Source organism: Ramlibacter sp., from assembly GCF_050250995.1.
GTDB lineage: Bacteria > Pseudomonadota > Gammaproteobacteria > Burkholderiales > Burkholderiaceae_C > Ramlibacter.
The window spans coordinates 57,639-81,845 of sequence record NZ_JBFWNP010000019.1; the positions used below are offsets into that span (position 1 = coordinate 57,639).

At 69.6% G+C, this 24,207-nt stretch carries 23 protein-coding genes; 20 read left to right on the plus strand and 3 right to left on the minus strand.

Going from position 1 to position 24,207, the window contains the following annotated elements:
• Positions 1-134 precede the first annotated feature (134 nt).
• From atzF to AB7E83_RS14270, 16 genes are all read left to right on the plus strand, one after another.
• Complete coding sequence (atzF, locus tag AB7E83_RS14195; protein WP_428570490.1) at positions 135-1,829, plus strand: allophanate hydrolase; 1,695 nt, start codon at positions 135-137, stop codon at positions 1,827-1,829.
• Positions 1,830-1,846: 17 nt separating this feature from the next.
• Positions 1,847-3,472 carry an ABC transporter substrate-binding protein gene (locus tag AB7E83_RS14200; RefSeq protein ID WP_428570492.1) on the plus strand — a complete coding sequence of 542 codons (1,626 nt, stop codon included), beginning with the start codon at positions 1,847-1,849 and terminating at the stop codon, positions 3,470-3,472.
• Between the two features lie 13 nt (positions 3,473-3,485).
• The gene (locus tag AB7E83_RS14205) at positions 3,486-4,499 is read left to right on the plus strand and encodes an ABC transporter permease (protein WP_428570494.1); all 1,014 of its coding nucleotides are present in this window, start codon (positions 3,486-3,488) and stop codon (positions 4,497-4,499) included.
• A complete protein-coding gene (locus tag AB7E83_RS14210; protein ID WP_428570496.1) occupies positions 4,496-5,443 on the plus strand; it encodes an ABC transporter permease in 948 nt (315 codons plus the stop codon). The genes AB7E83_RS14205 and AB7E83_RS14210 overlap by 4 nt, the downstream gene beginning before the upstream one ends.
• On the plus strand, positions 5,440-6,441 hold the full coding sequence (locus AB7E83_RS14215; protein ID WP_428570498.1) for an ABC transporter ATP-binding protein: 1,002 nt from the start codon (positions 5,440-5,442) through the stop codon (positions 6,439-6,441). Before AB7E83_RS14210 ends, AB7E83_RS14215 begins: the two co-directional genes overlap by 4 nt.
• Positions 6,438-7,430 (plus strand): oligopeptide/dipeptide ABC transporter ATP-binding protein, encoded by a 993-nt coding sequence (locus tag AB7E83_RS14220; RefSeq protein WP_428570499.1) that lies wholly within the window; start codon positions 6,438-6,440, stop codon positions 7,428-7,430. The genes AB7E83_RS14215 and AB7E83_RS14220 overlap by 4 nt, the downstream gene beginning before the upstream one ends.
• A gap of 3 nt (positions 7,431-7,433) precedes the next feature.
• Positions 7,434-7,643: a DUF4089 domain-containing protein gene (locus AB7E83_RS14225; RefSeq protein ID WP_428570501.1), complete on the plus strand. Its 210-nt coding sequence runs from the start codon at positions 7,434-7,436 to the stop codon at positions 7,641-7,643.
• Positions 7,640-9,022, plus strand: a complete 1,383-nt coding sequence (locus tag AB7E83_RS14230; protein ID WP_428570503.1) for an AtzE family amidohydrolase — start codon at positions 7,640-7,642, stop codon at positions 9,020-9,022. The genes AB7E83_RS14225 and AB7E83_RS14230 overlap by 4 nt, the downstream gene beginning before the upstream one ends.
• Positions 9,022-9,399, plus strand: a complete 378-nt coding sequence (gene hpxZ, locus AB7E83_RS14235) for an oxalurate catabolism protein HpxZ (protein ID WP_428570504.1) — start codon at positions 9,022-9,024, stop codon at positions 9,397-9,399. Before AB7E83_RS14230 ends, hpxZ begins: the two co-directional genes overlap by 1 nt.
• A 29-nt stretch (positions 9,400-9,428) precedes the next feature.
• Positions 9,429-10,538, plus strand: coding sequence for a BMP family ABC transporter substrate-binding protein (locus tag AB7E83_RS14240; RefSeq protein ID WP_428570506.1), 1,110 nt, complete (start codon positions 9,429-9,431; stop codon positions 10,536-10,538).
• 18 nt (positions 10,539-10,556) lie between these two features.
• Positions 10,557-11,639 (plus strand): ABC transporter permease, encoded by a 1,083-nt coding sequence (locus AB7E83_RS14245; protein WP_428570508.1) that lies wholly within the window; start codon positions 10,557-10,559, stop codon positions 11,637-11,639.
• A gap of 58 nt (positions 11,640-11,697) precedes the next feature.
• Complete coding sequence (locus AB7E83_RS14250; protein WP_428570510.1) at positions 11,698-12,615, plus strand: ABC transporter permease; 918 nt, start codon at positions 11,698-11,700, stop codon at positions 12,613-12,615.
• 5 nt (positions 12,616-12,620) lie between these two features.
• A complete protein-coding gene (gene biuH, locus AB7E83_RS14255; RefSeq protein ID WP_428570512.1) occupies positions 12,621-13,307 on the plus strand; it encodes a biuret amidohydrolase in 687 nt (228 codons plus the stop codon).
• 79 nt (positions 13,308-13,386) lie between these two features.
• A complete protein-coding gene (locus AB7E83_RS14260; RefSeq protein ID WP_428570514.1) occupies positions 13,387-14,922 on the plus strand; it encodes an ABC transporter ATP-binding protein in 1,536 nt (511 codons plus the stop codon).
• Positions 14,923-14,936: 14 nt separating this feature from the next.
• Entirely contained in the window at positions 14,937-15,593 is a 657-nt protein-coding gene (locus AB7E83_RS14265; protein ID WP_428570516.1) for a cysteine hydrolase family protein, read from the plus strand.
• Positions 15,594-15,605: 12 nt separating this feature from the next.
• On the plus strand, positions 15,606-16,331 hold the full coding sequence (locus AB7E83_RS14270; protein WP_428570518.1) for a GntR family transcriptional regulator: 726 nt from the start codon (positions 15,606-15,608) through the stop codon (positions 16,329-16,331).
• Between the two features lie 20 nt (positions 16,332-16,351).
• Here AB7E83_RS14270 and AB7E83_RS14275 read toward each other — a convergent pair whose 3' ends face one another.
• Positions 16,352-19,321 carry a DNA topoisomerase III gene (locus tag AB7E83_RS14275; protein ID WP_428570520.1) on the minus strand — a complete coding sequence of 990 codons (2,970 nt, stop codon included), beginning with the start codon at positions 19,319-19,321 and terminating at the stop codon, positions 16,352-16,354.
• 97 nt (positions 19,322-19,418) lie between these two features.
• Between AB7E83_RS14275 and AB7E83_RS14280 the strand changes: the two genes are divergently transcribed.
• From AB7E83_RS14280 to AB7E83_RS14295, 4 genes are read left to right on the plus strand one after another with little or no spacing between them, the layout of a single operon-like run.
• Positions 19,419-19,871: an SET domain-containing protein gene (locus AB7E83_RS14280; protein ID WP_428570522.1), complete on the plus strand. Its 453-nt coding sequence runs from the start codon at positions 19,419-19,421 to the stop codon at positions 19,869-19,871.
• A gap of 5 nt (positions 19,872-19,876) precedes the next feature.
• Positions 19,877-20,641 (plus strand): biotin--[acetyl-CoA-carboxylase] ligase, encoded by a 765-nt coding sequence (locus AB7E83_RS14285; protein ID WP_428570524.1) that lies wholly within the window; start codon positions 19,877-19,879, stop codon positions 20,639-20,641.
• A gap of 5 nt (positions 20,642-20,646) precedes the next feature.
• Positions 20,647-21,303: an SPOR domain-containing protein gene (locus AB7E83_RS14290; protein ID WP_428570526.1), complete on the plus strand. Its 657-nt coding sequence runs from the start codon at positions 20,647-20,649 to the stop codon at positions 21,301-21,303.
• 27 nt (positions 21,304-21,330) lie between these two features.
• Positions 21,331-21,990, plus strand: a complete 660-nt coding sequence (locus AB7E83_RS14295) for a glutathione S-transferase family protein (protein WP_428570528.1) — start codon at positions 21,331-21,333, stop codon at positions 21,988-21,990.
• Between the two features lie 4 nt (positions 21,991-21,994).
• On the opposite strand, the gene AB7E83_RS14300 is transcribed toward AB7E83_RS14295, so the two are convergent.
• Positions 21,995-23,440 carry a sensor histidine kinase gene (locus AB7E83_RS14300; protein WP_428570530.1) on the minus strand — a complete coding sequence of 482 codons (1,446 nt, stop codon included), beginning with the start codon at positions 23,438-23,440 and terminating at the stop codon, positions 21,995-21,997.
• Between the two features lie 91 nt (positions 23,441-23,531).
• On the minus strand, positions 23,532-24,173 hold the full coding sequence (locus AB7E83_RS14305) for a response regulator transcription factor (protein ID WP_428570535.1): 642 nt from the start codon (positions 24,171-24,173) through the stop codon (positions 23,532-23,534).
• Positions 24,174-24,207 lie beyond the last annotated feature (34 nt).

The following is a 24,207-nucleotide window of genomic DNA, read 5'->3' on the forward strand; positions in this document are numbered from 1 at the left end:
GCGAAGGCGGGAATCCAGGGGCTTCCCCCCGCCCTCCCTTTCGAAAGCCCGGGATCCCCGCCTCCGCGGGGACGACGGCTCGTCATGGCACGCCCTTTGCATCACAACTTGAATACAAGTTTGGATGCTCAGAAATGGTGCCACCCGATACCCTTGCGCCCGAGGCCTGGATCACCCGGCCCGAGCGGCCCGTTGCCGGGGCCGATGCGGGGGCGCTGGCCGGGCTGAGCTTCGCGGCGAAGGACAACATCGACGTTGGCGGACTGCCCACCACGGCGGCATGCCCGGAGTTCGAATACGAGGCCTCGCGCCATGCCGCCGTGGTGCAGCGCTTGCTCGATGCTGGTGCGAGGTGCGTCGGCAAGACGAACCTCGACCAGTTCGCCTGCGGCCTGAACGGCACGCGTTCGCCCTATGGCGCCGTGCCCAACGCCTTCGATGCGCGCTACGTCTCGGGCGGCTCCAGTTCGGGCTCGGCCTACGTCGTCGCGACGGGCCAGGTGGACTTCGCGCTGGGCACCGATACCGCGGGCTCCGGGCGTGTGCCCGCGGGCCTGAACAACATCGTGGGCCTCAAGCCGTCGAAGGGCCTGATCAGCACGCGCGGCGTCGTGCCGGCGGCGCAGAGCGTGGACTGCGTCTCGATCTTCGCGCGCACGGTCGCGACCGCGGTGCGCGTGCTGCGGCAGGCCATCGCGCACGACCCGCGCGATCCGTACTCGCGCAAGCTGGAACTGAAGGAGACGCCGCTGCCGGCGGCCTTCCGGTTCGGCATCCCCGACGAACTCGAGTTCCATGGCGATGCGCTCGCGCAGGCCGCGTTCGCCGATGCGCAAAGGCGCCTTCGCGAACTCGGCGGCATATCCGTGAGGATTCCCTTCGCCCCGCTCGCCCAGGCCGCCTCGCTGCTCTACGAGAGCGCCCTCGTCGCGGAGCGCTATTCGGCGATCCGCCACTTCTTCGATTCGCATGCAGACGCCGTCATCGAGCCCGTGCGCGGCATCGTCGCCGCGGGCTGCGCTTACAGCGCCGCCGAGGTCTTCGAGGCGCAGGCCCGGGTGCGCGAACTCGCGCAGCGCGTCGCGCCCATGTGGGAGTCGATCGACGTCCTTGTCGTACCCACCGCGCCGACGCACTACACCATCGAGCGCATGCGGGCCGAGCCGGTGTCGCTCAATCGCCACCTCGGTGCGTACACCAACTTCGTCAACCTGCTCGACTACGCGGCGCTCGCCGTACCGAGCAGCCTGCGGCCCGACGGCCTGCCCTTCGGCATCACGCTCATCGGCCCCTGCGCCAGCGACCTGCAACTCGCCGAACTCGGCCAGCGTTATCACCACGCGACAGGGCTAGCGCAGGGCGCGACGGGCGAGCCGCTGCCGGCGCCGCAGACGATCCTCGCCTCCAGGGAACACGCCACCGTCACGGTGGCCGTCGTGGGCGCGCACCTGTCCGGCATGCCGCTCAATGCACAGCTCACGGAGCGCGGCGTATGCTTGATCGGACCCGCGCGGACGTCGGCCGACTACCGCCTCTATGCACTGCCCGGCACGACGCCGCCCAAGCCGGGCCTGCAGCGCGTGCGTCGCGGCGAAGGACGTGCCATCGCGCTCGAACTGTGGGACATGCCGCTCGCGCACTACGGCTCCTTCGTGAGCCTCGTGCCGCAGCCCTTGTCCATCGGCACGCTCACCCTCGACGACGGCCGGCACGTGCAGGGCTTCCTGTGCGAAGCCGAGTCCGTGCGCGACGCGCTCGACATCACGCACTTCGGCGGCTGGCGCGCCTACATGGCGTCGCTTGCCGACCCCGCCGCATCCCATCCATGACGAACCTGGAGCACCCCATGAAGACCCGTCCCACGTCCCCGAAACGACGCGCGATTCTCAAGGCCGCAACGCTCGCGCCGGTCGCGGCCTCCGCGCTCTCCGCCGGCGAAGCGCTGGCGCAGGACCGCAGGGACACGCTGATCATGGCCAACGAGTTCGGGCCGAACATGCTCGACATCCACGGCCTCGGCGCGAACCGCCCGAGCTACGGCGTGGCCTGGAACGTGTACGACCGCCTCATGACCTACGGCCGCAAGAAGCTGCCCGACGGCTCGATGATGTACGACTACGCGAAGCTCGAGCCCGAGCTCGCCGAGCGCTGGAAGATGGACGCGGACGGCATGGGCGTCACCTTCTACCTTCGCAAGGGCGCGAAGTTCCACGACGGCACGCCCGTCACCGCGAACGACGTGAAGTGGAGCTTCGACCGCGCGCTCGCGATGGGCGGCTTCCCGACCTTCCAGATGAAGGCCGGCTCGCTGGAAGAGCCCACGCAGTTCAAGGTGATCGACGCGAACACCTTCCACGTCAAGTTCATTCGCAAGGACAAGCTTTCGATGCCCGACATGGCGGTGCCGGTCGCGTCGATCTACAACGCGACGCTGGCGAAGAAGAACGCGAGCGAGAAGGACCCCTGGGCCGCCGAGTGGCTCAAGACCAACGCCGCGGGCGGCGGAGCGTACAAGGTCGCGAGCTTCAAGCCCGGGCAGGAGCTCGTGCTGGAGCGATTCGACGACTGGAAGAGCGGGCCGCTGCCGAAGATCCGGCGCATCATCCAGCGCGACGTGCCCTCGGCCGGCAACCGGCGCGCGCTGCTGAAGCGCGGCGACATCGACATGACGTACTCGCTGCCGCCCAAGGACTTCGCCGACTTCGCGGGCGACAAGGGCAAGGTCAAGGTCATGAGCCTGCCGATCGAGAACGCGCTGTTCTACCTCGGCATGAACACGGCGAAGCCGCCTTTCAACAACGTGAAGGTGCGCCAGGCGGTCGCATATGCGCTCCCCTACGACAAGATCTTCGACGCGGCCTTCTACGGCCGCGGCATCAAGATGAGCGGGGCGAGCAACGACCCCAAGGCGCCCGCCTGGCCGCAGCCGCACGGCTACAGGACCGATCTGGCGAAGGCGAAGGCGCTGATGGCCGAATCGGGCGTGGGCGCGATCGAGACCTCGCTGTCCTACGACCTCGGCTCGGCGACCGTGGGCGAGCCCACCGCCATCCTCGTGCAGGAAGCGCTCGCGCAGATCGGCATCAAGACGAGCATCAACAAGATCCCCGGCGCCAACTGGCGCGCGGCGCTGCTGAAGAAGGACATGCCGATGGTCCTCAACCGCTTCGGCGGCTGGCTGAACTACCCGGAATACTTCTTCTTCTGGTGCTATCACGGCCAGGACGCGGTGTTCAACACCATGAGCTACAAGAACCCGCTCATGGACAAGCTGATCACGAACGCGCGCTTCGCCGAGAGCAAGCCGCTGTACGACGGCATGGTGAAGGACATGATCAAGCTCGCGCACGAGGAAGTGCCGCGCATCCCCCTCGTGCAGCCGATGATGGACGTCGCGATGCAGCCGAACATCAGCGGCTACACGTACTGGTTCCACCTGGAACCGGACTATCGCCAGCTGGTCAAGGCGTAAAGGCGGCGCAGCCATGGCGATGCTCATCGCGAAGCGCCTGCTGGGCGCGCTGCCGAACCTCTTCGGCATCGTGCTCATCACCTTCCTGCTCACGCGCGCGCTGCCGGGCGACCCCGCCGCGTTCTTCGCGGGGCCCGCGGGCACGCAGGAAGCGGTGGAGCAGGTGCGCGAAAAGCTCGGGCTCAACCGCACGCTGCCCGAGCAGTTCTGGATCTACGTCCGGGACCTCGCGCGGGGGGACTTCGGGCAGGCGCTGTCGACCGGCCAGCCGGTCCGCCAGGAGCTGCTCGCGCGCCTGCCGGCGTCGCTCGAACTCGTGCTCGCCTCGCTGCTGTTCGCGGTGAGCATCGCGATTCCGCTGGGCATCCTCGCGGCGCGGCATCCGGATTCGTGGATCGACCATGCATGCCGGCTCGTGACGACGGCGGGCGTGTCCCTGCCCACGTTCTTCACGGGACTGCTGCTCACCTACGTGCTGTATTTCCTGCTCGGCTGGGCGCTGTCGCCCATCGGGCGGCTCGATCCCTATCTCACCGCGCCGCCGACGGTCACGGGGTTCTACACCGTCGACAGCCTGCTCGCGGGCGACGCGAAGCTGTTCGTCGCGAGCGCGAAGCAGATGATCCTGCCCGTGCTCACGCTGGGCATCTTCGTGCTGGCGCCCATCGCGCGGATGACGCGCGCCTCGATGCTGTCCGTCCTGTCGGCCGATTTCATCCGCACCGCGCGCGCCTCGGGCCTGTCGACGCCGACGGTGCTCGTGCGCTATGCGCTGCGCAACGCGCTGCTGCCGGTCGTCACGACGATGGGCATGGTGTTCTCGTTCCTCCTGGGCATGAGCGTGATCGTCGAAAAGGTGTTCGCCTGGCCCGGCGTCGGCTCCTTCGCGCTCGAGGCGCTGGTGGCGAGCGACTACGCGCCGGTGCAGGGCTTCGTGCTTACGATGGCGGTCCTGTACACGATGCTGAACCTCGTGATCGACCTGCTGTATGTGGTGATCGATCCGCGCGTGAGGCTGGCGTCATGAAGACCGAGACGAACTCGCTCCCTCCCCCACTGGGGGAGGGCGGGGGTGGGGGCACGGCACGCGATGCCCCCGCCCCGACCCTCCCCCCGCGGGGGAGGGAGAAAACCTTCTGGACGCACGCGAAGTACGTCCTCTCGGATAACCCGTTCACGCTGGTTGCCGCCACGCTGTTCGCCCTCTTCGTCCTGCTGGCCATCGTCGGCCCTTGGATCGCGCCCTACGACGCGCTGGCGACGAACGTCGGCCCCTCGCTCTCGCCGCCTTCGGCGAAGCACTGGTTCGGCACCGATTCGCTCGGCCGCGACATTCTTTCGCGCGTCATCGTCGCCACGCGCATCGACTTCGTCATCGCCATCGCGGCCGTGGGCGCGTCCTTCGTCGTCGGCGGCCTGCTCGGCGCGTGCGCGGGCTACTTCGGCGGCTGGCTGGAGCGCATCGTGATGCGCGGCTGCGACATGGTCATGAGCTTTCCGCTCTTCGTGCTCGCGATGGGCATCGTCGCGGCGCTCGGCAACTCGGTCGCGAACATCATCCTCGCGACGGCGGTGGTGAATCTGCCCTTCTACATCCGCGTGGCGCGCACCGAGGTCAACGTGCGGCGCGAAGCCGGCTTCATCGAAGCGGCGCGCCTCGCGGGCAACGGCGACGCGCGCATCCTGCTTGCGCACCTGGTGCCCAACGCCATGCCGCCGATGATGGTGCAGGTGTCGCTCAACATGGGCTGGGCCATCCTGAATGCGGCCGGCCTGTCGTTCATCGGCCTCGGCGTGAGCCCGCCGGCCGCGGAGTGGGGGATCATGGTCGCGGAGGGCGCCACCTACATCATCTCCGGCGAATGGTGGGTCGCGCTGTTCCCGGGCTCCGTGCTGATGCTCGCGGTGTTCACGTTCAACCTGCTGGGCGACGGCCTGCGCGACCTGATCGATCCGCGGAGGCGCACATGACGCCGTCGACGCCATCCACCCCGCTCCCCCTGCTTTCCGTCGAGAACCTCTCGCTTCAGTTCCGCACGCGCGGCGGCACCGTCCACGCCCTGCAGGACGTGTCGCTCGCCATCGCCAAGGGCGAGACGGTCGGCCTCGTCGGCGAATCCGGCTCCGGCAAGAGCGTGCTGTCGTATGCGCTGCTCGGCCTGTCCGACGCGGCCGCGCGCATCACGGCGGGCAGCGCGCACTTCGACGGCATGGACCTGATTGCGGCGAAAGAGGCCGACCTGCAGGCGATCCGCGGCCGCGAAGTGTCGATGATCTTCCAGAACCCGAAGGTGGCGCTGAATCCGATCCGCAAGATCGGCCACCAGCTCGAGGACGTGCTGCTGCGGCACAGCACCGCGCTGCGCTCGGAGGTGAAGGCGCGCGCGATCCAGTGCCTGGCGGAGATGAAGATCCCCGACCCGGAGCGGCGCTATCACGCGTACCCGTTCGAGCTGTCGGGCGGCCTGTGCCAGCGGGTGATGATCGCGCTGGCGCTCGCCTGCGGGCCGAAGCTGCTGATCGCGGACGAGCCCACGACGGGGCTGGACGTGACGACGCAGGCGGCGATCATGGCGCTCATTCGCGAGAAGGCGCGCGAAGGCGGCATGGCCACGCTGCTGATCACGCACGACCTCGGCCTCGCGCGCGGCGAGTGCGACCGCATCGTGGTGATGCATGCGGGGCACGTCGTCGAATCCGCGCCGACCGAGGCGCTGTTCACGCGGCCGCGGCATCCGTACACGCGGCAGCTGATCGGCGCCACGCCCGTGGGGCGGGCGTCGCTGGAGGAACTCGTCTCCATCGGCGGGAGTCTTCCCGATCTGCGGCGCGAGGATCTGCCGGCGTGCCGGTTCGCGCAGCGGTGCGGGCAGCGGGCGGATGTCTGTTCGGCCGCGCTGCCGCAGCACGTCGATGGCGAGCATGCGGTGCGCTGCCATCTCCCTGCGCACGCCGGAGCGTTCGCATGACCGCCGCCCTCCTCGAAGTGATGGACCTCGCCAAGCGCTTCCCCGTGAAGACGCCGCAGGGCATGGGCCAGCTGCACGCGGTCGACGGCGTGAGCTTCCGCATCGATGCCGGCGAGACGGTCGGCCTCGTGGGCGAATCGGGCTGCGGCAAGTCGACGCTCGTGCGCCTGCTCACGCGCACGCTTGCCCTGTCCGACGGGCAGATCCGTTTCCTCGGCGCGGACCTCGGCCTGGTCGACCCGCGCGACATGCCGCAGCACAAGTCGCGGTGCGACGTGCAGATGGTGTTCCAGGACCCGCACGACAGCCTGAACCCGCGCTACACCGCCTTCGACACCATCGCGGAGCCCCTGCGCCTGCTCGCCGGCATCCGCGACGCGAACGAATTGCGAACGCGCGTGGAAGAGATCGCGCGTCTCACGGGCCTGCCGCACGAGCTGCTGCCGAGGTTCCCGCACCAGCTCTCCGGCGGCCAGAAAGCGCGCGTGGGCATCGCGCGCGCGGCCGTGCTGCGCCCGCGCCTGCTCGTGCTCGACGAGCCGACCGCCGCGCTCGACGTGTCGGTGCAGGTCGTGATCCTGCAGCTGCTCGCGAATCTCAAGCGCGAACTCGGCATGAGCTTCCTCTTCGTGTCGCACGACCTCAACGTCGTGCGCCTGCTCTGCGACCGCGTGCTGGTGATGTACCTCGGGCGGGTGGTCGAGAGCGGCCCCGCGCAGGAGGTGTTCGCGAATCCGCGTCACCCCTACACCCGCGCGCTGATCGCGTCGATTCCGGGGTCGGGGCGCGCCGCCGCCGACCACCTGCTCGCCGGCGAGCCGCAGAGCCCCATCCGCATGGCGCACCGGCCCGCGCCGACGCGCTGCCACTTCCACGGCCGCTGCCCGCACGGCACGGCGACGTGCGAGCAGTCGCTGCCCGCGCTGCGCGGGGTCTCGCCGGCGCGCGAGGCGGCCTGCCACTTCACCGACACCCTGCCGGAGTTCTGAGCCATGGACGAAGCCGAAGTTCTCCAGTACGTCCAGTCGTCGGCGCGCGCGCTGGGGCTGTCATTCGACGAGGCGCGCGCGCAGGCCGTGGCGCTGCACTTCGGCCGCACCGTCGCCATCGCGCGGGTGCTCGAGACGGCGCCGCTCGCGCCGCACGACGAGATCGCGGAGATCTACCGCCCCGCGCCCTTCCCCCCGGAGGACGAGGCATGAAGTCGATCGATCTCCTGCAGGCGATCGCGCGCGGCGACACGAGCGCGCGCGAAGTCTGCGACGCCGCCATCGCCCGCATCGAAACCACCGACGCGCGCGTCAACGCGTTCACCGAGCGTACCTTTTCCCGCGCCCGCGCCGAGGCCGACGCCGTCGACGCCCGGCATGCGCGCCGCGAGCCGCTGCCGCCGCTCGCGGGCCTGCCCTACGCGGTGAAGAACCTCTTCGACATCGAATGCGTCACCACGCTCGCGGGCTCGAAGATCAACCGCGAACTGCCGGCCGCCGTTGCCGACGCCGTGCTCGTGCAGCGCCTGAAGGCGTCGGGTGCGGTGCTTCTCGGCGCGCTCAACATGGACGAATACGCCTACGGCTTCACCACCGAGAACACGCACTACGGCCCCACGCGCAATCCGCATGACCTCGCGCGCATCGCGGGCGGCTCCTCCGGCGGCTCGGGCGCGGCGGTCGCCGCGGGGCAGGTGCCGCTCACGCTGGGCTCGGATACCAACGGCTCGATCCGCGTGCCCTCGTCGCTGTGCGGAACCTGGGGCCTGAAGCCGACCTTCGGACGACTCTCCCGGCGCGGCACCTTTCCCTTCGTCCACAGCCTCGACCACCTCGGACCGCTCGGCGACAGCGTGGAAGCGCTCGCGCTCGCCTACGACGCCATGCAGGGCGCGGACCCGCTCGATCCCGGCTGCCAGGCGCTGCGCGTGCAGGCCGCGACGCCCGCCCTCGCGCGCGGCGTCGACGGTTTACGCATCGGCGTCCTCGGCGGGTACTTCCACGACAACGCATCGGCGCCTGCGCGTGCCGTCGCCGCGCTCGCGGGGAAGACGCTGGGCGCGATCGGCGACGTGACCTGGCCCGATGCCGGCCTCGCGCGCGCCGCCGCTTTCCTCATCACCGCGAGCGAGGGCGGCAGCCTGCACCTCGACAACCTCCGCGAACGCCCGCAGGACTTCGAGCCGCTTTCGGTCGACCGCTTCCTCTCCGGCGTGCTGCAACCGGCCGACTGGTACCTGAAGGCGCAGCGCTTCCGCCGCATCTACCGAGACAGAGTCAACACGCTCTTTTCGCAGTGGGACGTTCTGATCGCGCCCGCCACGCCGGTGAGCGCGCCGGAGATCGGCACGGACTGGCTCGACGTCGGCGGCGTGAGGCAGCCGAGCCGTCCCGCGGTGGGCCTGCTCACGCAGCCGATCTCGTTCGCAGGCTGCCCCGTCGCCGCCGCACCGATGTGGCCCGAAGGCACGGGCGGCATGCCCATCGGCGTGCAGCTCATCGCCGCACCGTGGCGCGAAGACCTCTGCCTGCGCGCGGCGATGGTGCTCCAGCAGTCCGGCATCGCGCACCTGAAAGGGATGGTTGCGTGATGGAGATCAATCGTCCCGAAGTCCTCGCCGAAGTCGTGCGCGCGTTCGACCGCTACGAACGTGCGCTCGTCGGCAACGATGTCGCGGTGCTCGACGAGCTGTTCTGGAACAGCCCGCACACCCTGCGCTACGGGGTGGGCGAGAACCTCTACGGCTGGTCCGCCATCGCGGACTTCCGCGCGGCGCGCCCCGCGCAGGGCCTGGCACGCGACGTGCTGCGCACGGTCATCACGACCTACGGAACGGACTTCGCCACGGCCAACATCGAATTTCGCCGCGAGGGCAGCACGAAGACCGGCCGCCAGAGCCAGACCTGGATGCGCACGTCCGAGGGCTGGCGCGTCGTCGCCGCGCACGTGAGCCTGATGAGCGCGTGAACACCGATCAACCAACCGGAGAGAGAAGCATGACGAAGAACCTCAACCGCCGCGACTCGCTCAAGTCGCTCGCCGCCCTGGGCGCCGCCGGCTTCGGCCCGTTCGCCTTCGCCCAGGCGCGCCCCATCACCATCGGCGTCATCTACGTCGGCCCGCGCGACGACTACGGCTACAACCAGGCGCAGGCCGAGGCGGCCGCGCAGGTGAAGAAGATGGCCGGCGTGAAGGTCGTCGAGGAAGAGAACGTGGCCGAGACCGCGGCCGTGCAGAAGTCGATGCAGGGCATGATCTCCCAGGACGGCGCGTCGCTGATCTTTCCCACCTCCTTCGGGTACTTCGATCCGCACATGCTGGCGGTCGCGGCGAAGAACCCCAACGTCCGCTTCGCGCATTGCGGCGGCCTGTGGACCGAGGGCAAGCATCCGAAGAACACCGCGAGCTTCTTCGGCTATATCGACGAGGCGCAGTACATCAACGGCGTCGTGGCCGGCCACATGACGAAGAGCAACAAGCTCGGCTTCATCGCGGCCAAGCCCATCCCGCAGGTGCTGCGCAACATCAACGCGTTCACGATGGGCGCGCGCTCGGTCAAGCCCGGCATCACGACGCAGGTGATCTTCACCGGCGACTGGTCGATGCCCGTGAAGGAAGCGGAGGCGACGAACAGCCTCGCCGACCAGGGCGTGGACGTGTTCACGATGCACGTGGACGGCCCGAAGGTGATCGTCGAGACCGCGGCCAAGCGCGGCAAGATGGTGTGCGGCTACCACGCGTCGCAGGCGAAGCTCGCGCCGCAGGCCTACCTCACGGGGGCGGAGTGGAACTGGCTCACCGCGTACACGCAGTTCATCGACGCGGCGCGCAGCGGCAAGCCGCATCCCAACTTCGTGCGCGGCGGCCTGAAGGACGGCTTCGTCAAGATGTCGCCCTACGGCGCCACCGTCAACGACGCCGCCAAGAAGCGGGCCGACGCCGTGAAGGCCGAGATGATGGCCGGCAAGTTCGACATCTTCAAGGGCGCGCTCAAGGACAACAAGGGCAACGTCGTCATCGCCGCTGGCAAGACGCTGAAGCAGACCGACCTCGAGCTCGAGAAGATGAACTGGCTCGTCGAGGGCGTGATCGGCAGCGCGAGCTGATACCGGACGTCGAGTCCCGTGCGCCACGTCGCCCTGCCCGTCGCCGCCGTCCTGGCAGCGCTTGCGCTGTTCGGCATCTTCGTCTCGTTCGCGGGCGTGAACGCCGTCGACGTGTGGGTGATCCTGTTCAAGGGCGCGTTCGGCGATGCGTATTCGTGGCAGAACACGCTGCAGCGCGCGGCGCCGCTCATGCTGACGGCCCTGTGCGTCGCGATTCCGGCGCGCGCGGGCCTGGTCGTGATCGGCGGCGAGGGCGCGCTGGTGCTGGGGGGCCTCGCTTGCGCGGCGCTTGCGCACGCGTTGCCGCCGGCCTCGGGGTGGTTCGGGACCTTGCTCGCGTGCGCCGCGGGCGCGGCGATGGGCGGCCTCTGGATCGCGCTTGCGGGCTGGCTGCGGCAGTGGCGCGGGGTGAACGAGACCATCAGCAGCCTCCTGCTCGCCTACGTCGCCATCGGCCTGTTCAAGCATCTCGTGGAAGGCCCGCTGCGCGACCCGGCGAGCCTGAACAAACCGTCGACGCACGCGGTGGCCGAGGCGATGCGCATCGGCGGCATGGCGGGCACCGAGGTTCACTGGGGACTCGCGCTGGGCGTGCTCGCCTGCATCGCCGCGGCGGTGTGGCTGCGCTGGACGCCTTCGGGCTTCTCGGTTCGCGTGGTGGGCGGCAACCTGCGCGCGGCGCGGCTCGTGGGCCTGCCGGCCACGCGCTGGATCCTCGTCGCCTGCGCGCTCGGCGGCGCGGGCGCGGGCCTGGCCGGCGCGGTCGAGGTCGTCGCGGTCCACACCAGCGCGAACGCGTCGCTCATCGCGGGTTATGGCTACGCCGGCATCCTCGTCTCGTTCATGGCGAGGCACCATCCGCTCGGCGTCATCCCGGTCGCCATCCTCTTCGGCGGCTTCGGCGCGGCCGGCAGCCTGCTGCAGCGTCGCCTCGGCCTGCCCGATGCGTCCGTCCTGCTCCTGCAGGGCATGGCCTTCGTCCTGATCCTCGCGAGCGAGGCGCTGCGCGACACCGACTGGCGCGCCTTCTGGACGAAGGTGATCGGCATCGCGCCGCCGCTGCCACCTGCGGCGCCGGCGATGGAGGACAAGCCCGCATGAGCCGCCGGGCCGCCCCAAGGCGCATAGCCCCGCAGCGCGCAGCGCGGAGGGAAGCCGAATGACCGCGGATGCAATTCTCACGCTCGTGGTGGCGATCCTCGGCGGCGCGCTGCGCGTCGGCGCGCCCTTCCTCTTCGTCTCGCTCGGCGAATGCCTGACCGAAAAGGCGGGCCGCATCAACCTCGGGCTCGAGGGCGTGCTCGTGCTGTCGGCGATGGCCGCGTTCGGCGGCGCGTACCTGAGCGGCTCGGCGTGGGTCGGCGTGCTCGTGGCGATGGGTGCGGGCGCGGCGCTGGCCACGCTGCATGGCGTGCTGTGCTCGCTGCCGCGCGTCAACGACGTGGCGACCGGCATCGCGCTCATGCTGCTCGGCATGGGGCTCGCGTTCTATCTCGGCAAGCCGCTGATCCAGCCGCAGGCGCCGCAACTGCCTCCCATCGAACTCGGTGCGTGGTCGTCTTCCTCGGCTATCCAGGCCGCGTTGCGGATCAACCCGCTCGTGCCGCTCGGCGCGGCGCTCGCGGCCGCCCTGTGGTGGGCGTTCGCGAATACGCGCCACGGCCTGCTCGTGCGCATGGCCGGCGACTCGGCGAATGCGACGCGCGCGTTGGGCTATTCGGTCGGCGGCATCCGCATCGCGGCCACGGCGGCGGGCGGCATGATCGCCGGCCTGGGCGGCGCCTGCCTCACGCTGTTCTACCCCGGCAGCTGGAACGAAGGCATCTCGAGCGGCCAGGGGCTCATCGCCGTGGCGCTCGTCATCTTCGCGCGCTGGAATCCGCTGCGCTGCGTGGTGGCCGCGCTGCTGTTCGGCGGCGCGGGCGCCATCGGCCCGGCGCTGCAATCCATCGGCATCGGCTGGGGCTACCACCTCTTCAACATCGTGCCCTACGTGCTCACGCTGGTGATCCTCGTCCTCAGCTGCCGCCCCGGGCAACTGGCCGCGGGCAGTCCGGGCGAACTCTCCGCAAGGTGAACGACATGGAACGTTTCGTCCACGCGAATCCCTACCTCTGGCCGTACAACGGCGACATGACGTCCGCGAACACGGCGCTGCTCGTGATCGACATGCAGACCGACTTCTGTGGCCACGGCGGCTACGTCGACACGATGGGCTACGACATCTCGCTCACGCGCGCGCCCATCGAGCCGCTGAAGCGCCTGATGGCGGCGATGCGCGCGAAGGGTTACGCCGTCATGCACACGCGCGAAGGGCATCGCCCCGACCTGTCGGACCTGCCCGCCAACAAGCGCTGGCGCTCGCGGCAGATCGGCAAGGGCGGGGTGGGCATTGGCGACGATGGACCGTGCGGGCGCATTCTCGTGCGCGGCGAGCCGGGCTGGCAGATCATCCCGGAGCTCGCGCCGCTCGACGGCGAGGTGGTGATCGACAAGCCGGGCAAGGGCAGCTTCTGCGCGACCGACCTGGAGCTGGTGCTGCGCACGCGCGGCATCGCGAACCTCATCCTCGCCGGCATCACCACCGACGTGTGCGTGCATACGACGATGCGCGAGGCCAACGACCGCGGCTTCGAATGCCTGCTGCTGTCGGACTGCACCGCCGCGACGGACCGGGGCAACCACGAGGCGGCGCTGAAGATGATCACGATGCAGCATGGCGTGTTCGGCGCGCACGCGAACTCGGGCGCGCTGCTCGAGGCGATCTGACATGCTCGCCGATCAGGGGTCGCTCCCTCTTCCTCTTCCTCTCCCGCTCGCGGTAGAGGGACGGGGCGAGGGTCGCGCGATGGCGCTGGAGACCTACGAGCTCACCAAGCGCTTCGGCGCCTTCACCGCGCTCGACCGCGTGAGCCTGAAGGTCGCGCCGGGCACGGTGCATGCGCTGCTCGGCGAGAACGGCGCGGGTAAGAGCACGCTCGTCAAGTGCATCGCGGGATTCCATCGCGCCGAAGAGGGCGCCGTCATGGTCGACGGACGCGAGCACGACATTGCGAACCCCGTCGTTGCGCGCACGCTCGGCATCGGCATGGTCTACCAGCACTTCACGCTCGCGCCGGGCATGACGGTCGCCGAGAACCTGCTGCTGGCCGGCGGCGCGACGCCGCTCGTGATCGACTGGAAGGCCAAACGCGCGGCACTGGAGCAGTTCCTGGCAGGCACGCCCTTTCGCCTCGACCTCGATGCGCGGCCCGCCGAGCTCGCGGCCGGCGAGAAGCAGAAGCTGGAACTGCTCAAGCAGCTGTACCTGAGGCCGCGCCTGCTGATCCTCGACGAGCCGACCTCGGTGCTCACGCCGCAGGAGGCCGACGAGGTGCTCGGCCATGTGCGCGAGTTCGCGCGCGAGGGCCTGTGTACCGTCCTCATCATCACGCACAAGTTCCGCGAGGTGATGGCCTATGCGGACGACGTCACGGTGCTGCGGCGCGGCAAGGCCGTGCAACAGGTGTCCGTGGCGCAGACGACCCCGGCGCAGCTGGCGACGCACATGGTGGGCGAGGCGGCGTCGGCCGCGTCGCATGCTACGCAAGCGACGGTTGCGACGGTCGCAACTCGTGCGACATCGAACCGCGACGCGAACCCGACGCTGCAGGTCCGCGGCCTCGACGTCATGGGCGACCGCGGCGCGATGGCGGTGCGCGGTGTCGACCTCGACGTGTACCCCGGCGAGATCCTGGGCGTGGCCGGCGTGTCCGGCAACGGCCAGCGCGAGATGGTCGAGGCGCTCGTCGGCCAGCGCGCGCGCTCGCGCGGCGAGGTGCAGGTGTCGAAGCAGCCCTATGCCGCCACGCGCGAGGAAAACCACCGGCTGAAAGTCCGCAGCCTGCCCGAGGAGCCGCTTCGCAACGCGTGCGTGGGCGAACTGAGCGTGGCCGAGAACATGGCCTTGCGCGACTTCGATCGCGCGCCGCTCGCGGTCGGCGGCGTACTGCGCTTCCGCGCGTGGCGCGAGCGCGCCCGCGAATGGATCGGCTCCTACGGCATCAAGACGCGCGGCGAAGGCGCGCCCATCGCCAGCCTCTCGGGCGGCAACGTGCAGCGCGCGGTCCTCGCGCGCGAGCTCGCGGGCGAGATCGACCTGCTCGTCGCGGCCAATCCCGTGTTCGGCCTGGACTTCGCGGCGGTCGAGGAAATCCATGCGCGCATCCGCGCCGTGCGCGACCGCGGCGGCGCGGTGCTGCTGATCGGCGAAGACCTCGACGAGCTGCTCGGCCTGGCCGACCGCATCGTCGTCATGAGCGAAGGCCGCATCGTCTTCGAGACGCAGGCCGGCGGGGCGGACCGCGCCGTGCTGGGCGCGCACATGGGCGGCGGCCACCACTGAACCCTTCGAAATCCATGCAGATCGCAGCCCAGCCCTTCCCTTACGAGTTCGAACTCGCCACCACCGCGCTCGTCATCATCGACATGCAGCGCGACTTCCTGGAGCCCGGCGGATTCGGCGAGTCGCTGGGCAACGACGTCGGGCTGCTGCGCAAGATCATCCCGGCATGCCGCGAGGTGCTGCAGTCGTGGCGCGAGCGAGGGGGGCTCGTCGTCCATACGCGCGAGTCGCATCGCGCGGACCTGTCCGACTGCCCGCCGGCCAAGCGCGAACGCGGCAGCCCGCGCCTGCGCATCGGCGACGTGGGGCCGATGGGCCGCATCCTCGTCGCGGGCGAGCCCGGCAACGCGATCATCCCCGAGCTCGCGCCCGCGCCGGGCGAGATCGAGATCGACAAGCCCGGCAAGGGCGCGTTCCACGCGACGCCGCTGCAAGACCTGCTGCAGGCGCGGGGCATCACCCATCTCGTCTTCATGGGCGTGACGACCGAAGTGTGCGTGCAGACGAGCATGCGCGAGGCCAACGATCGCGGCTACGACTGCCTGCTGCTCGAAGACTGCACCGAGAGTTATTTCCCGCGTTTCAAGGCGTCCACCGTGGAAATGATTCACGCGCAGGGCGGCATCGTGGGCTGGGTCGCGTCGAGCGCCGACTTCCTGCGTGCGCGCTGATAGAGTCGCTGCGTGCCCTCCACCCTTGTCCGTCCGTCCCGGCGCCCCGCGGCGACCGCGCACCGCTCGCGCGCGGACGAGGTGTACGAGCAGCTCAAGCGCGACGTGGCCGAGTTCAACCTCGTGCCCGGCGACCGCTTCACCGAAAACGAGATCGGCGAGCGCCTGGGCGTCTCTCGCACGCCTGTGCGCCAGGCCTTGTTCCGGCTGCAGCAGGAGGGCTACGTCGAGGTGCTGTTCCGCAGCGGCTGGCGCGTGCTGCCCTTCGACTTCGACCAGTTCGAGCAGCTCTACGACCTGCGCATGGTGCTGGAGACGACGGCCGCGCAGCGCATCTGCGCCGACGACGTGCGGGTGGACCGGGCGCTGCTCGACCAGCTCGTCGCGATCTGGCTCGTGCCGGCGGCGGCGCGCAGCACGGACCCCGTGCAGGTCGCCCAATGGGACGAGGCCTTCCACTGCTCGCTGGTCGCCGCGGCCGGCAATGCCGAGATGGCGCGCGTGCATCGCGACGTGACCGAGCGCATCCGCATCATCCGCCGGCTCGATTTCACGAAGCAGGCGCGCATCGCCGCCACCTACGACGAGCACGCGAAGATCCTGCGCGCCATCCAGCACAAGCGCGGCGACCAGGCCGCGATGCTGCTGCGCGCGCACATCGAGACGAGCCAGGCCGAGGTGCGCAAGATCACGCTGCACCAGGTGCATGTGGCGAGGACGGCGGGGCTGGGGAGGTAGCCCGCCTTCCCAGTCGCGCGCTATTCCTTCGCCAGGTGCTTCCCCAGCACCCCCGCCAGCTCGAACATCGTGACGCTCGGCTTGCCGAACACCTTGCGCAGTTTCGCGTCGCCGTTGATCGTGCGCTTGTCCTTCGCGTCCTGCAGACCGTGGGCCTTGATGTAGTCCCAGATCTTCTTCGTGGCTTCGGTGCGCGCGACCGGCTCGGCGCCGATCACCGCGGCCAGGTCCTCGCTCGGCTTCAGGCCCGGGCCGCTCTTGCGGTTCACGGTCTTTTCGGCGGGGGTTTTCTTCGCGGGCGCCTTCTTCGCTGCGGCCTTCGCGGCGGCCTTCGCGGGCGCCTTCGTCGCCGATTTCGCAGCTGACTTCGCACCGGCTTTCGCCGGCGCCGCCTTCGCGGGCGCGCCCTTGCGCGGCGGAAACTTCGACGCGCGCGGCTCGAACTCGAAGTTCACCTTGCCCGCCTCCGCATCCCACGCCAGGAACGCCTTGAACGGCCGGCGCGTGCGCATCGACACGAACTTGTCGAGCAGGTCCGTCTTGCCGGTGGCCAGGAGCTTCTCCATCTGCGCGCGTTCCACCGGCTGCTGCAGGATGATCTTGCCGCTCTTGAAGTCGCAGGTCGGCGTCGGGTGTTGCGCCGTCGGCACGGAGTTCTCGCACACGTAGTTCGCGCCGAACTCGAACACGCGGCCGCCGCACTTCGGGCACTTGCCCAGCGGCTGCTGGGCGCTGAAGTCGACGATCTCGCCCGTCTCGGACGGGTCGGCCTCGTTGCCGAAGTCGAACTCCAGCTTCCAGTTCTTCTCTTCCTCGTCGAACTTCAGCGCGAGCTCCGCGGCGAACGGCCAGCCGGCCTTCGAGCGGAAGCCCTGCAGCGGGCCGATCCGCTTGTCGCGCAGGAAGGTCTCGACCTCGTCGAGCTCGAACGCGCGGCCCGCGGGGATCTTGGTGAACGAGAAGCCGCAAGCCTCGGCGCCAGGCTTGCCCACGCAGTTGTAGCGGCGGTAGGTCTCCTGCACGATGCCGCCGCAGTTCGGGCACGGCGTCTTCAGCGTGGCGTAGTCGCCGGGCACCGTGTCGCGGTCGTACTCCTTGGCCTTCTTCACGATGTGCTTGGCCATCTCGGCGATCTCGCGCATGAAGGCGTCGCGCGACAGCTTGCCGTGCTCCATCTGCGCGAGCTTGTACTCCCACTCGCCGGTCAGCTCCGGCTTGGTGAGTTCCTCCACGCCCAGGCCCCGCAGCAGCGTCATGAGCTGGAACGCCTTCGCCGTCGGGATCAGCTCGCGGCCGTCGCGCAGCATGTACTTCTCGTTGATGAGTCCTTCGATCGTCGCCGCGCGCGTGGCCGGCGTACCCAGGCCCTTCTCGTTCATCGCTTCGCGCAGCTCGTCGTCTTCGACGAACTTGCCGGCGCCTTCCATCGCGCCGAGCAGCGTCGCTTCGCTGTAGCGCGCGGGCGGACGGGTCTTCAGCGCCTTCGGGTCCACGCTTTCGATGCGCGCCATCTCGCCCGGCTTCACGGCCACGAGCATCTTGCCGTTCTCGTCGCCTTCCTCGTCGGCCTCCTTGCCGAAGATCGCCAGCCAGCCGGGGTTCACGAGGACTTTGCCCTCGCTCTTGAAGCTGTGCCCCACCGCCTGGCTGATGCGCGTGGTCACCATGTACTCGGCGCTCGGGAAGAACACCGCCATGAAGCGGCGCACGACCAGGTCGTACAGCTTCTGCTCGGCGTCGGACAGTCCGCTGGGCGCCTCCAGCGTGGGAATGATGGCGAAGTGGTCGCTGACCTTGCTGTCGTCGAACACGCGCTTGGTCGGCTTGACGTAGTTGTTGTCGAGCGCCTGCTGCGCGAAGGGCGCGAGGTGCCGCATGCCGCTCGCGGCCAGCATGCCCATCGCGTCCTTCGCGACCTTGAGGTAGTCGTTGGGCAGGTAGCGCGAATCGGTTCGCGGATAGGTGAGTGCCTTGTGCCGCTCGTACAGGCTCTGCGCCAGCGCAAGCGTGGTCTTGGCCGAATAGCCGAAGCGGCCGTTGGCCTCGCGCTGCAGCGAGGTCAGGTCGAAGAGCAGCGGCGAAGCCTGGGTGGTCGGCTTCGACTCCTCGGTGACGGTCGCCGCCTTGCCGCGCACGGCCTCGGCGATGTCGTGCGCTTCCTTCGCGCTCCACAGGCGGTCGGCCCGCCGCTCCGCGTCCTCTTCGTTCTTCTTCCACTTCGGGTCGAACCACTTGCCCGCGTACGTCCCGCCCTCGACCAGGAAGCTCGCATGCACCTCCCAGTAGTCGCGGCTCACGAACTTGCGGATCTGCTCCTCGCGCTCGACCACGATGGCGAGCGTGGGCGTCTGCACGCGGCCGACGGTCGTGAGGAAGAAGCCGCCGTCGCGCGAATTGAACGCCGTCATCGCGCGCGTGCCGTTGATGCCCACCAGCCAGTCGGCCTCGGAGCGCGAGCGCGCGGCGTGCGCGAGGCCCTCCATCTGCTTGTCGCTGCGCAGGGCGGCGAAGCCGTCGCGGATGGCCTGCGGCGTCATCGACTGCAGCCACAGGCGGCGCACCGGCTTGCCCAGCGTCGCGTCCTCGCCCTTGGCCGCGGTCTTCTTCTCGGTCGCCGCGTACTGCTCGATGAGGCGGAAGATGAGTTCGCCCTCCCGCCCGGCGTCGCAGGCGTTCACCAGCTCGGTCACGTCCTTGCGCTTCGCGAGCTTCACCACCGCGTTCAGCCGCGACTTCGTCTTGTCGACCGGCTTCAGGTCGAAGTACGGCGGCAGCACCGGCAGGTGGGCGAAGCTCCACTTGCCGCGCTTGACGTCGAATTCCTCGGGCGCGTGGATCTCCACGAGGTGGCCGACGGCGCTCGTCACCACGTATTTCTCGTTCTCGAAATGCTCGTCGTGCTTGTCGAACTTCCCCGCGACGGGCGTCAGGGCGCGGACGATGTCCTGCGCCACGGAAGGTTTCTCGGCAATCACCAATGTCTTGGCCATGGTTTCCAGTCTCTACAATCCACCCTTTGCGCGCGCGTACGCATATACGCGCACACGCGCGCGCACGTGTACGAGTTCAAATTAACAGAAGTTTCCGATGGCCAGAAGAATCCAGGTTCGCAAGTCGGGCGTCCACGGCAAGGGGGTGTTCGCGATCGCCCCCATCGCCGAGGGCGAGAAGATCATCGAATACACCGGGGAACTCATCTCCTGGAAGGAGGCTCAGCGCCGCCATCCGCACGACGAGAACGACCCCAACCACACCTTCTACTTCAGCCTGGACAACGGCAAGGTGCTGGACGCCCTGTACGGCGGCAACGCCTCCCGCTGGATCAACCATGCCTGCGACCCCAACTGCGAGGCCGACGAGGAAGAGGGCCGCGTCTGGATCAAGGCGCTGCGCAACATCCGCCCGGGCGAGGAGCTCAACTACGACTACGGGCTCATCATCGACGAGCCCTACACGAAGAAGCTGAAGGCCGAGTACCCCTGCTGGTGCGGGGCCAAGACCTGCCGCGGCACGCTGCTCGCGCCCAAGCGCGGCCGCTGACCGCCATGGCGCTGTCCGCCCCCGCCGATCCCGCGCTCGCGGGCTTCGCCGTCGAGGTGCTGGACGAGGTCGACTCGACCAACACCGAGCTGATGCGCCGCGCGCGCGCCGGCCGCTTCGAGCCCGTGCTGCTCGCCGCGCGCCGGCAGACGGCCGGGCGCGGGCGCCTGGGGCGGCAGTGGGCGAGCGCGCAGGGCGATTCGCTGACGTTCTCGATCGGGCGGGTTCTCGCCCCGGCGGACTGGTCGGGCCTGTCGCTGGCCGTGGGCGTGAGCCTGGCCGAAAACCTGCATCCACGCGTGCGGCTGAAATGGCCCAACGACCTGTGGGTGGACGACCGCAAGCTCGGCGGCATCCTGATCGAGACGGCGACTTTCGGCAAGGCCGAGGGCGGCGGCCGCTATGCCGTCGTGGGCGTGGGCCTCAACATCGCCCCGCGCGACGCCACGGGCCTCTCCACGCCGCCCGCCGCCCTCGTGGAACTGCAGCCGGCGTGGGACGCGAGCGAGACGCTGCGGCGCGTTGCCGGGCCGCTGGCCGAAACGCTGGCCGCGTTCGAGGCGTCGGGCTTCGCACCCTTTCGCTCGCGGTTCCAGGCCCGGGACGCGCTGCACGAGCGCCGCGTGACGCTGAGCGACGGCACCGAAGGCACGGCCCGGGGCGTGGGCGAAGACGGCGCGCTGCTCGTGCATACTGCCTCCGGCATGCATGCCGTCAACAGCGCCGAAGTCAGCGTCCGGCCCGCGCGGGGCTTCCCGCTGGATACGTGAGCGCCGTGCTGCGCCTGCTCGTCCTGCTCCTGCTGCTCGCCAACGGCGGCTACTACGCCTGGTCGCACGGCTATCTGCTCTCGTGGGGGGTCGGGCCGATGCAGCAGTCCGAGCCGCACCGCATCGCGCAGCAGCTGCGCCCCGAGGCCGTGCGCATCCTGCGCAGCGAGGAAGTGCGCCGCCTCGAAGCCGCCGCGGCCGCGACGGCCCGCCCGCCCGAGTGCCTCGCCGCGGGTCCGCTCGACGACGCGACGGTGAGCGCGCTGCGGCCCGTGCTGGAGAGCTGGCCGGCGGGCTCCTGGAACCTCGAGCCCGCGACGGAGCCGGCCCGCTGGATCGTCTACATGGGCAAGTACCTCACGCTCGATCACGTCAACCGCAAGAAGGCCGAGTTGCGCCAGCTCGGCATCTCCTACGAAAACCTCGCGAACCCGGGTCTCGAGCCCGGCCTCTCGCTCGGCGGTTTCCCGACCGAGGCCGAGGCCGGGCGCCATCTCGAGAACCTCGCGCAACGCGGCGTGCGCACCGCGCGCGTGGCGCAGGAGCGCGCCGAGCAGCGCGGCCAGCGTCTCGCCCTGCCGGCGGTCGACGATGCGCTGCGGCCGCGCGTGGAAGAGATCCGCGGCATGCTGGGCGGCCGGCCGCTGCGCGCCTGCCGCTGAAATCCCGACGTACCCAAGGAGACCGCCATGAGCCTGAAGCTGTATTTCGCCCCCGGGGCCTGTTCGTTCGTTCCGCACACCCTGCTCGAAGCCACCGGCGCGCCTTATGAGCCGACGATGGTGAAGATCCACAAGCAGGAAAACGAGTCCGAGGCATTCCGCGCGATCAACCCGCGCGCGCAGGTGCCGGTGCTGGTGGATGGCGACACGCCCATCACGCAGATCCTCGCGATCGTCCAGCACATCGACGCGCTGTTTCCCGAGCAGAAATTCCTGCCGCCGCCGGGGATCGCGCGGACCAAGGTGCTCGAGACCCTCGCGTGGATGAACAACACGGCGCACCCGACCTTCACGCACGTCTTCATGCCGCACAAGTTCGCGGCCACGCCCGAGACGCAGGCCGAACTGAAGACGTTCAACGCGAACGTCTACCGCGGGCTGCTCGGCGACCTCGATGCGATGGCCCGCAAGGCCGCGAGCGAGGGCCGCGAGTGGCTGGGCGGCGCGAACTTCGGCCCGGTGGATGCCTATGCGCTCACGCTCGCGCGCTGGGGCGGCTTCGCCGGCATCGACCCGGCGAGCAACCCGGCGCTGTGGGCGCACGTGCAGAAGGTGGCCGCGCATCCGCCGGTGGCGCGCGCGATCGAGCGCGAGCGGCTGCAATTGAACGTGTACAAGCCCGGTTGAATCCTTACCTCTCTCCCACGGGGGGAGGGAGATGAAAGCGCACCGTCACGCGCGTGCCCGGCGGCGACTGGCCGGGCCGCGCATCCTCCAGCGTCACCTGCGCGCCGTGCTGCCGCGCGATCTCCAGCACGATGGGCAGGCCGAGGCCGGAGCCGTCGACGTTGGTGCCGAGCGCGCGATAGAACGGCTGGAACACGAGCTCGCGCTCGGCCTCGGGGATGCCCGGGCCGGAATCCTCTACCTGCAGCACCGGCCCGTCTTCGGCCAGCACGCGGGCGGTGACCACGGCCGGTCGTTCGTCGGTCGACGGGGCATAGTTGATCGCGTTGTCCAGCAGGTTGCCGATCATCTCCTTCAGCAGCGTCGCATTGCCCGGCACCTGCACGCCGGGCGCACCGGGCTGCGCGCCGTCGTAGCCGAGGTCGATGCGCCGGTCCATCGCGCGGGGCAGCGAATCCTGGATCGCTTCGCGCGTGATCGCGGCCAGGTCGCAGGGCTGGCGGGCCGTGGCCTTGTCGCTGCTTTCGGCGCGCGCGAGCGACAGCAGCTGGTTGACCGTGTGCGTGGCCCGCATGCTCGCGCGTCCGATCTGCTTGAGCGACAGCTTGAGTTCCTCGGCGTTGAACTGCTCGCGCTGCGCCAGGTCGGCCTGCATGCGCAGGCCGGCGAGCGGCGTCTTGAGCTGGTGCGCCGCGTCCGCGAGGAAGCGCTTCTGCTGCGCGATCGATTCCTTCAGGCGCGTGAGCAGGTCGTTCACCGAGGACACGAGCGGCGCGACCTCGAGCGGCACCACCTTGTCGTCGAGGGGGCTCAGGTCGTCGGGCTTGCGCTGGCGGATGCGTTCCTCGAGCTGCGACAGCGGCTGGATGCCGCGCACGAGCGCGAGCCACACGAGCAGCACCGCGAGCGGCAGGATCACGAGCTGCGGCAGCATCACGCCCTTGATGATCTCGGTGGCGAGCACGGAGCGCTTCTCGCGCGTCTCGGCCACCTGCACGAGCACGGTCTGCGGGCCCTTGGGCACCTGCACGCGCACCCAGGTGTAGGCCACGCGCAGGTCGTGGCCGCGCATCTCCGCGTCGCGCAGGCGCACCTCGCCGACCTGCGGCGCCTCCTCCTCCGGGGGCAGCGGAAAATCGCGCTCGCCCGAAAGGAAATCGCCAGCGGGACCGAGCACCTGGTAGTACACGAGGTCGGAATCGTCGGCGCGGAGGATCTCGCGCGCGGGCTGCGGCAGGTTGAAGCTCGCCCGCCCGTTGTGGACGGCGACGAGCTGCGCGAGCGCCTGCACGTTGTATTCGAGCGCGCGGTCGAAAGGCTTGGCGGCGATGCTCTGGGCCACGAGCCATGTGAGCGCGAGGCTCACGGGCCACAGCAGCAGCAGCGGCGTGAGCATCCAGTCGAGGATCTCGCCGAAGAGCGAGCGCTGCTCGCGCTGGAAGATCTTCATGCGTCCGAGCGCCGCAGGGCCGCCCCAAGGCGCGAGCGCCCCCTCGGGGGGCAGCGAACCTCGCGAAGCGGGGAGCGTGGGGGCATATTTTCTACGGGATCTTTTCCAGGCAGTAGCCGAGCCCACGCACCGTCGCGATGCGGATCGGCCCCTTCTCGATCTTCTTGCGCAGGCGGTGGATGTACACCTCGATCGCGTTGTTGCTCACCTCCTCGCCCCACTCGCACAGCCGCTCGACGAGCTGGTCCTTGCTCACCAGCCGGCCGGCCCGCTGCAGCAGAACTTCGAGCAGGCCGAGCTCGCGGGCGGAGAGCTCCACCATCTTGCCGTCGATGGTCGCCACCCGTCCCGCCTGGTCGTAGACCAGCGGGCCGTGCTTGATCGTGCTGGTGGCGCCGCCCATGCCGCGCCGGGTGAGCGCGCGCACGCGGGCTTCGAGTTCCTGCAGCGAAAACGGCTTGGCCATGTAATCGTCGGCGCCGTAGTCGAGCCCCTTCACGCGCTCCTCCACGCTGTCGGCGGCGGTGAGGATCAGCACGGGCATCGAGGAGCCGCGGCTGCGCAGCTTGCGCAGCACCTCGAGGCCGTGCATCTTCGGCAGGCCGAGGTCGAGGATCAGCAGGTCGAACTCGTTGTTGGTTGCGTATTCCACCCGATGACGGGCACGATTCCACGCTGATGGCGGGCGCTGTTCCAGCCGATGGCGGGCGGCGTTCCATGCGATCGCGGGCAGCGTTCCATGCTGATGGCGGGCACGATTCCATCGT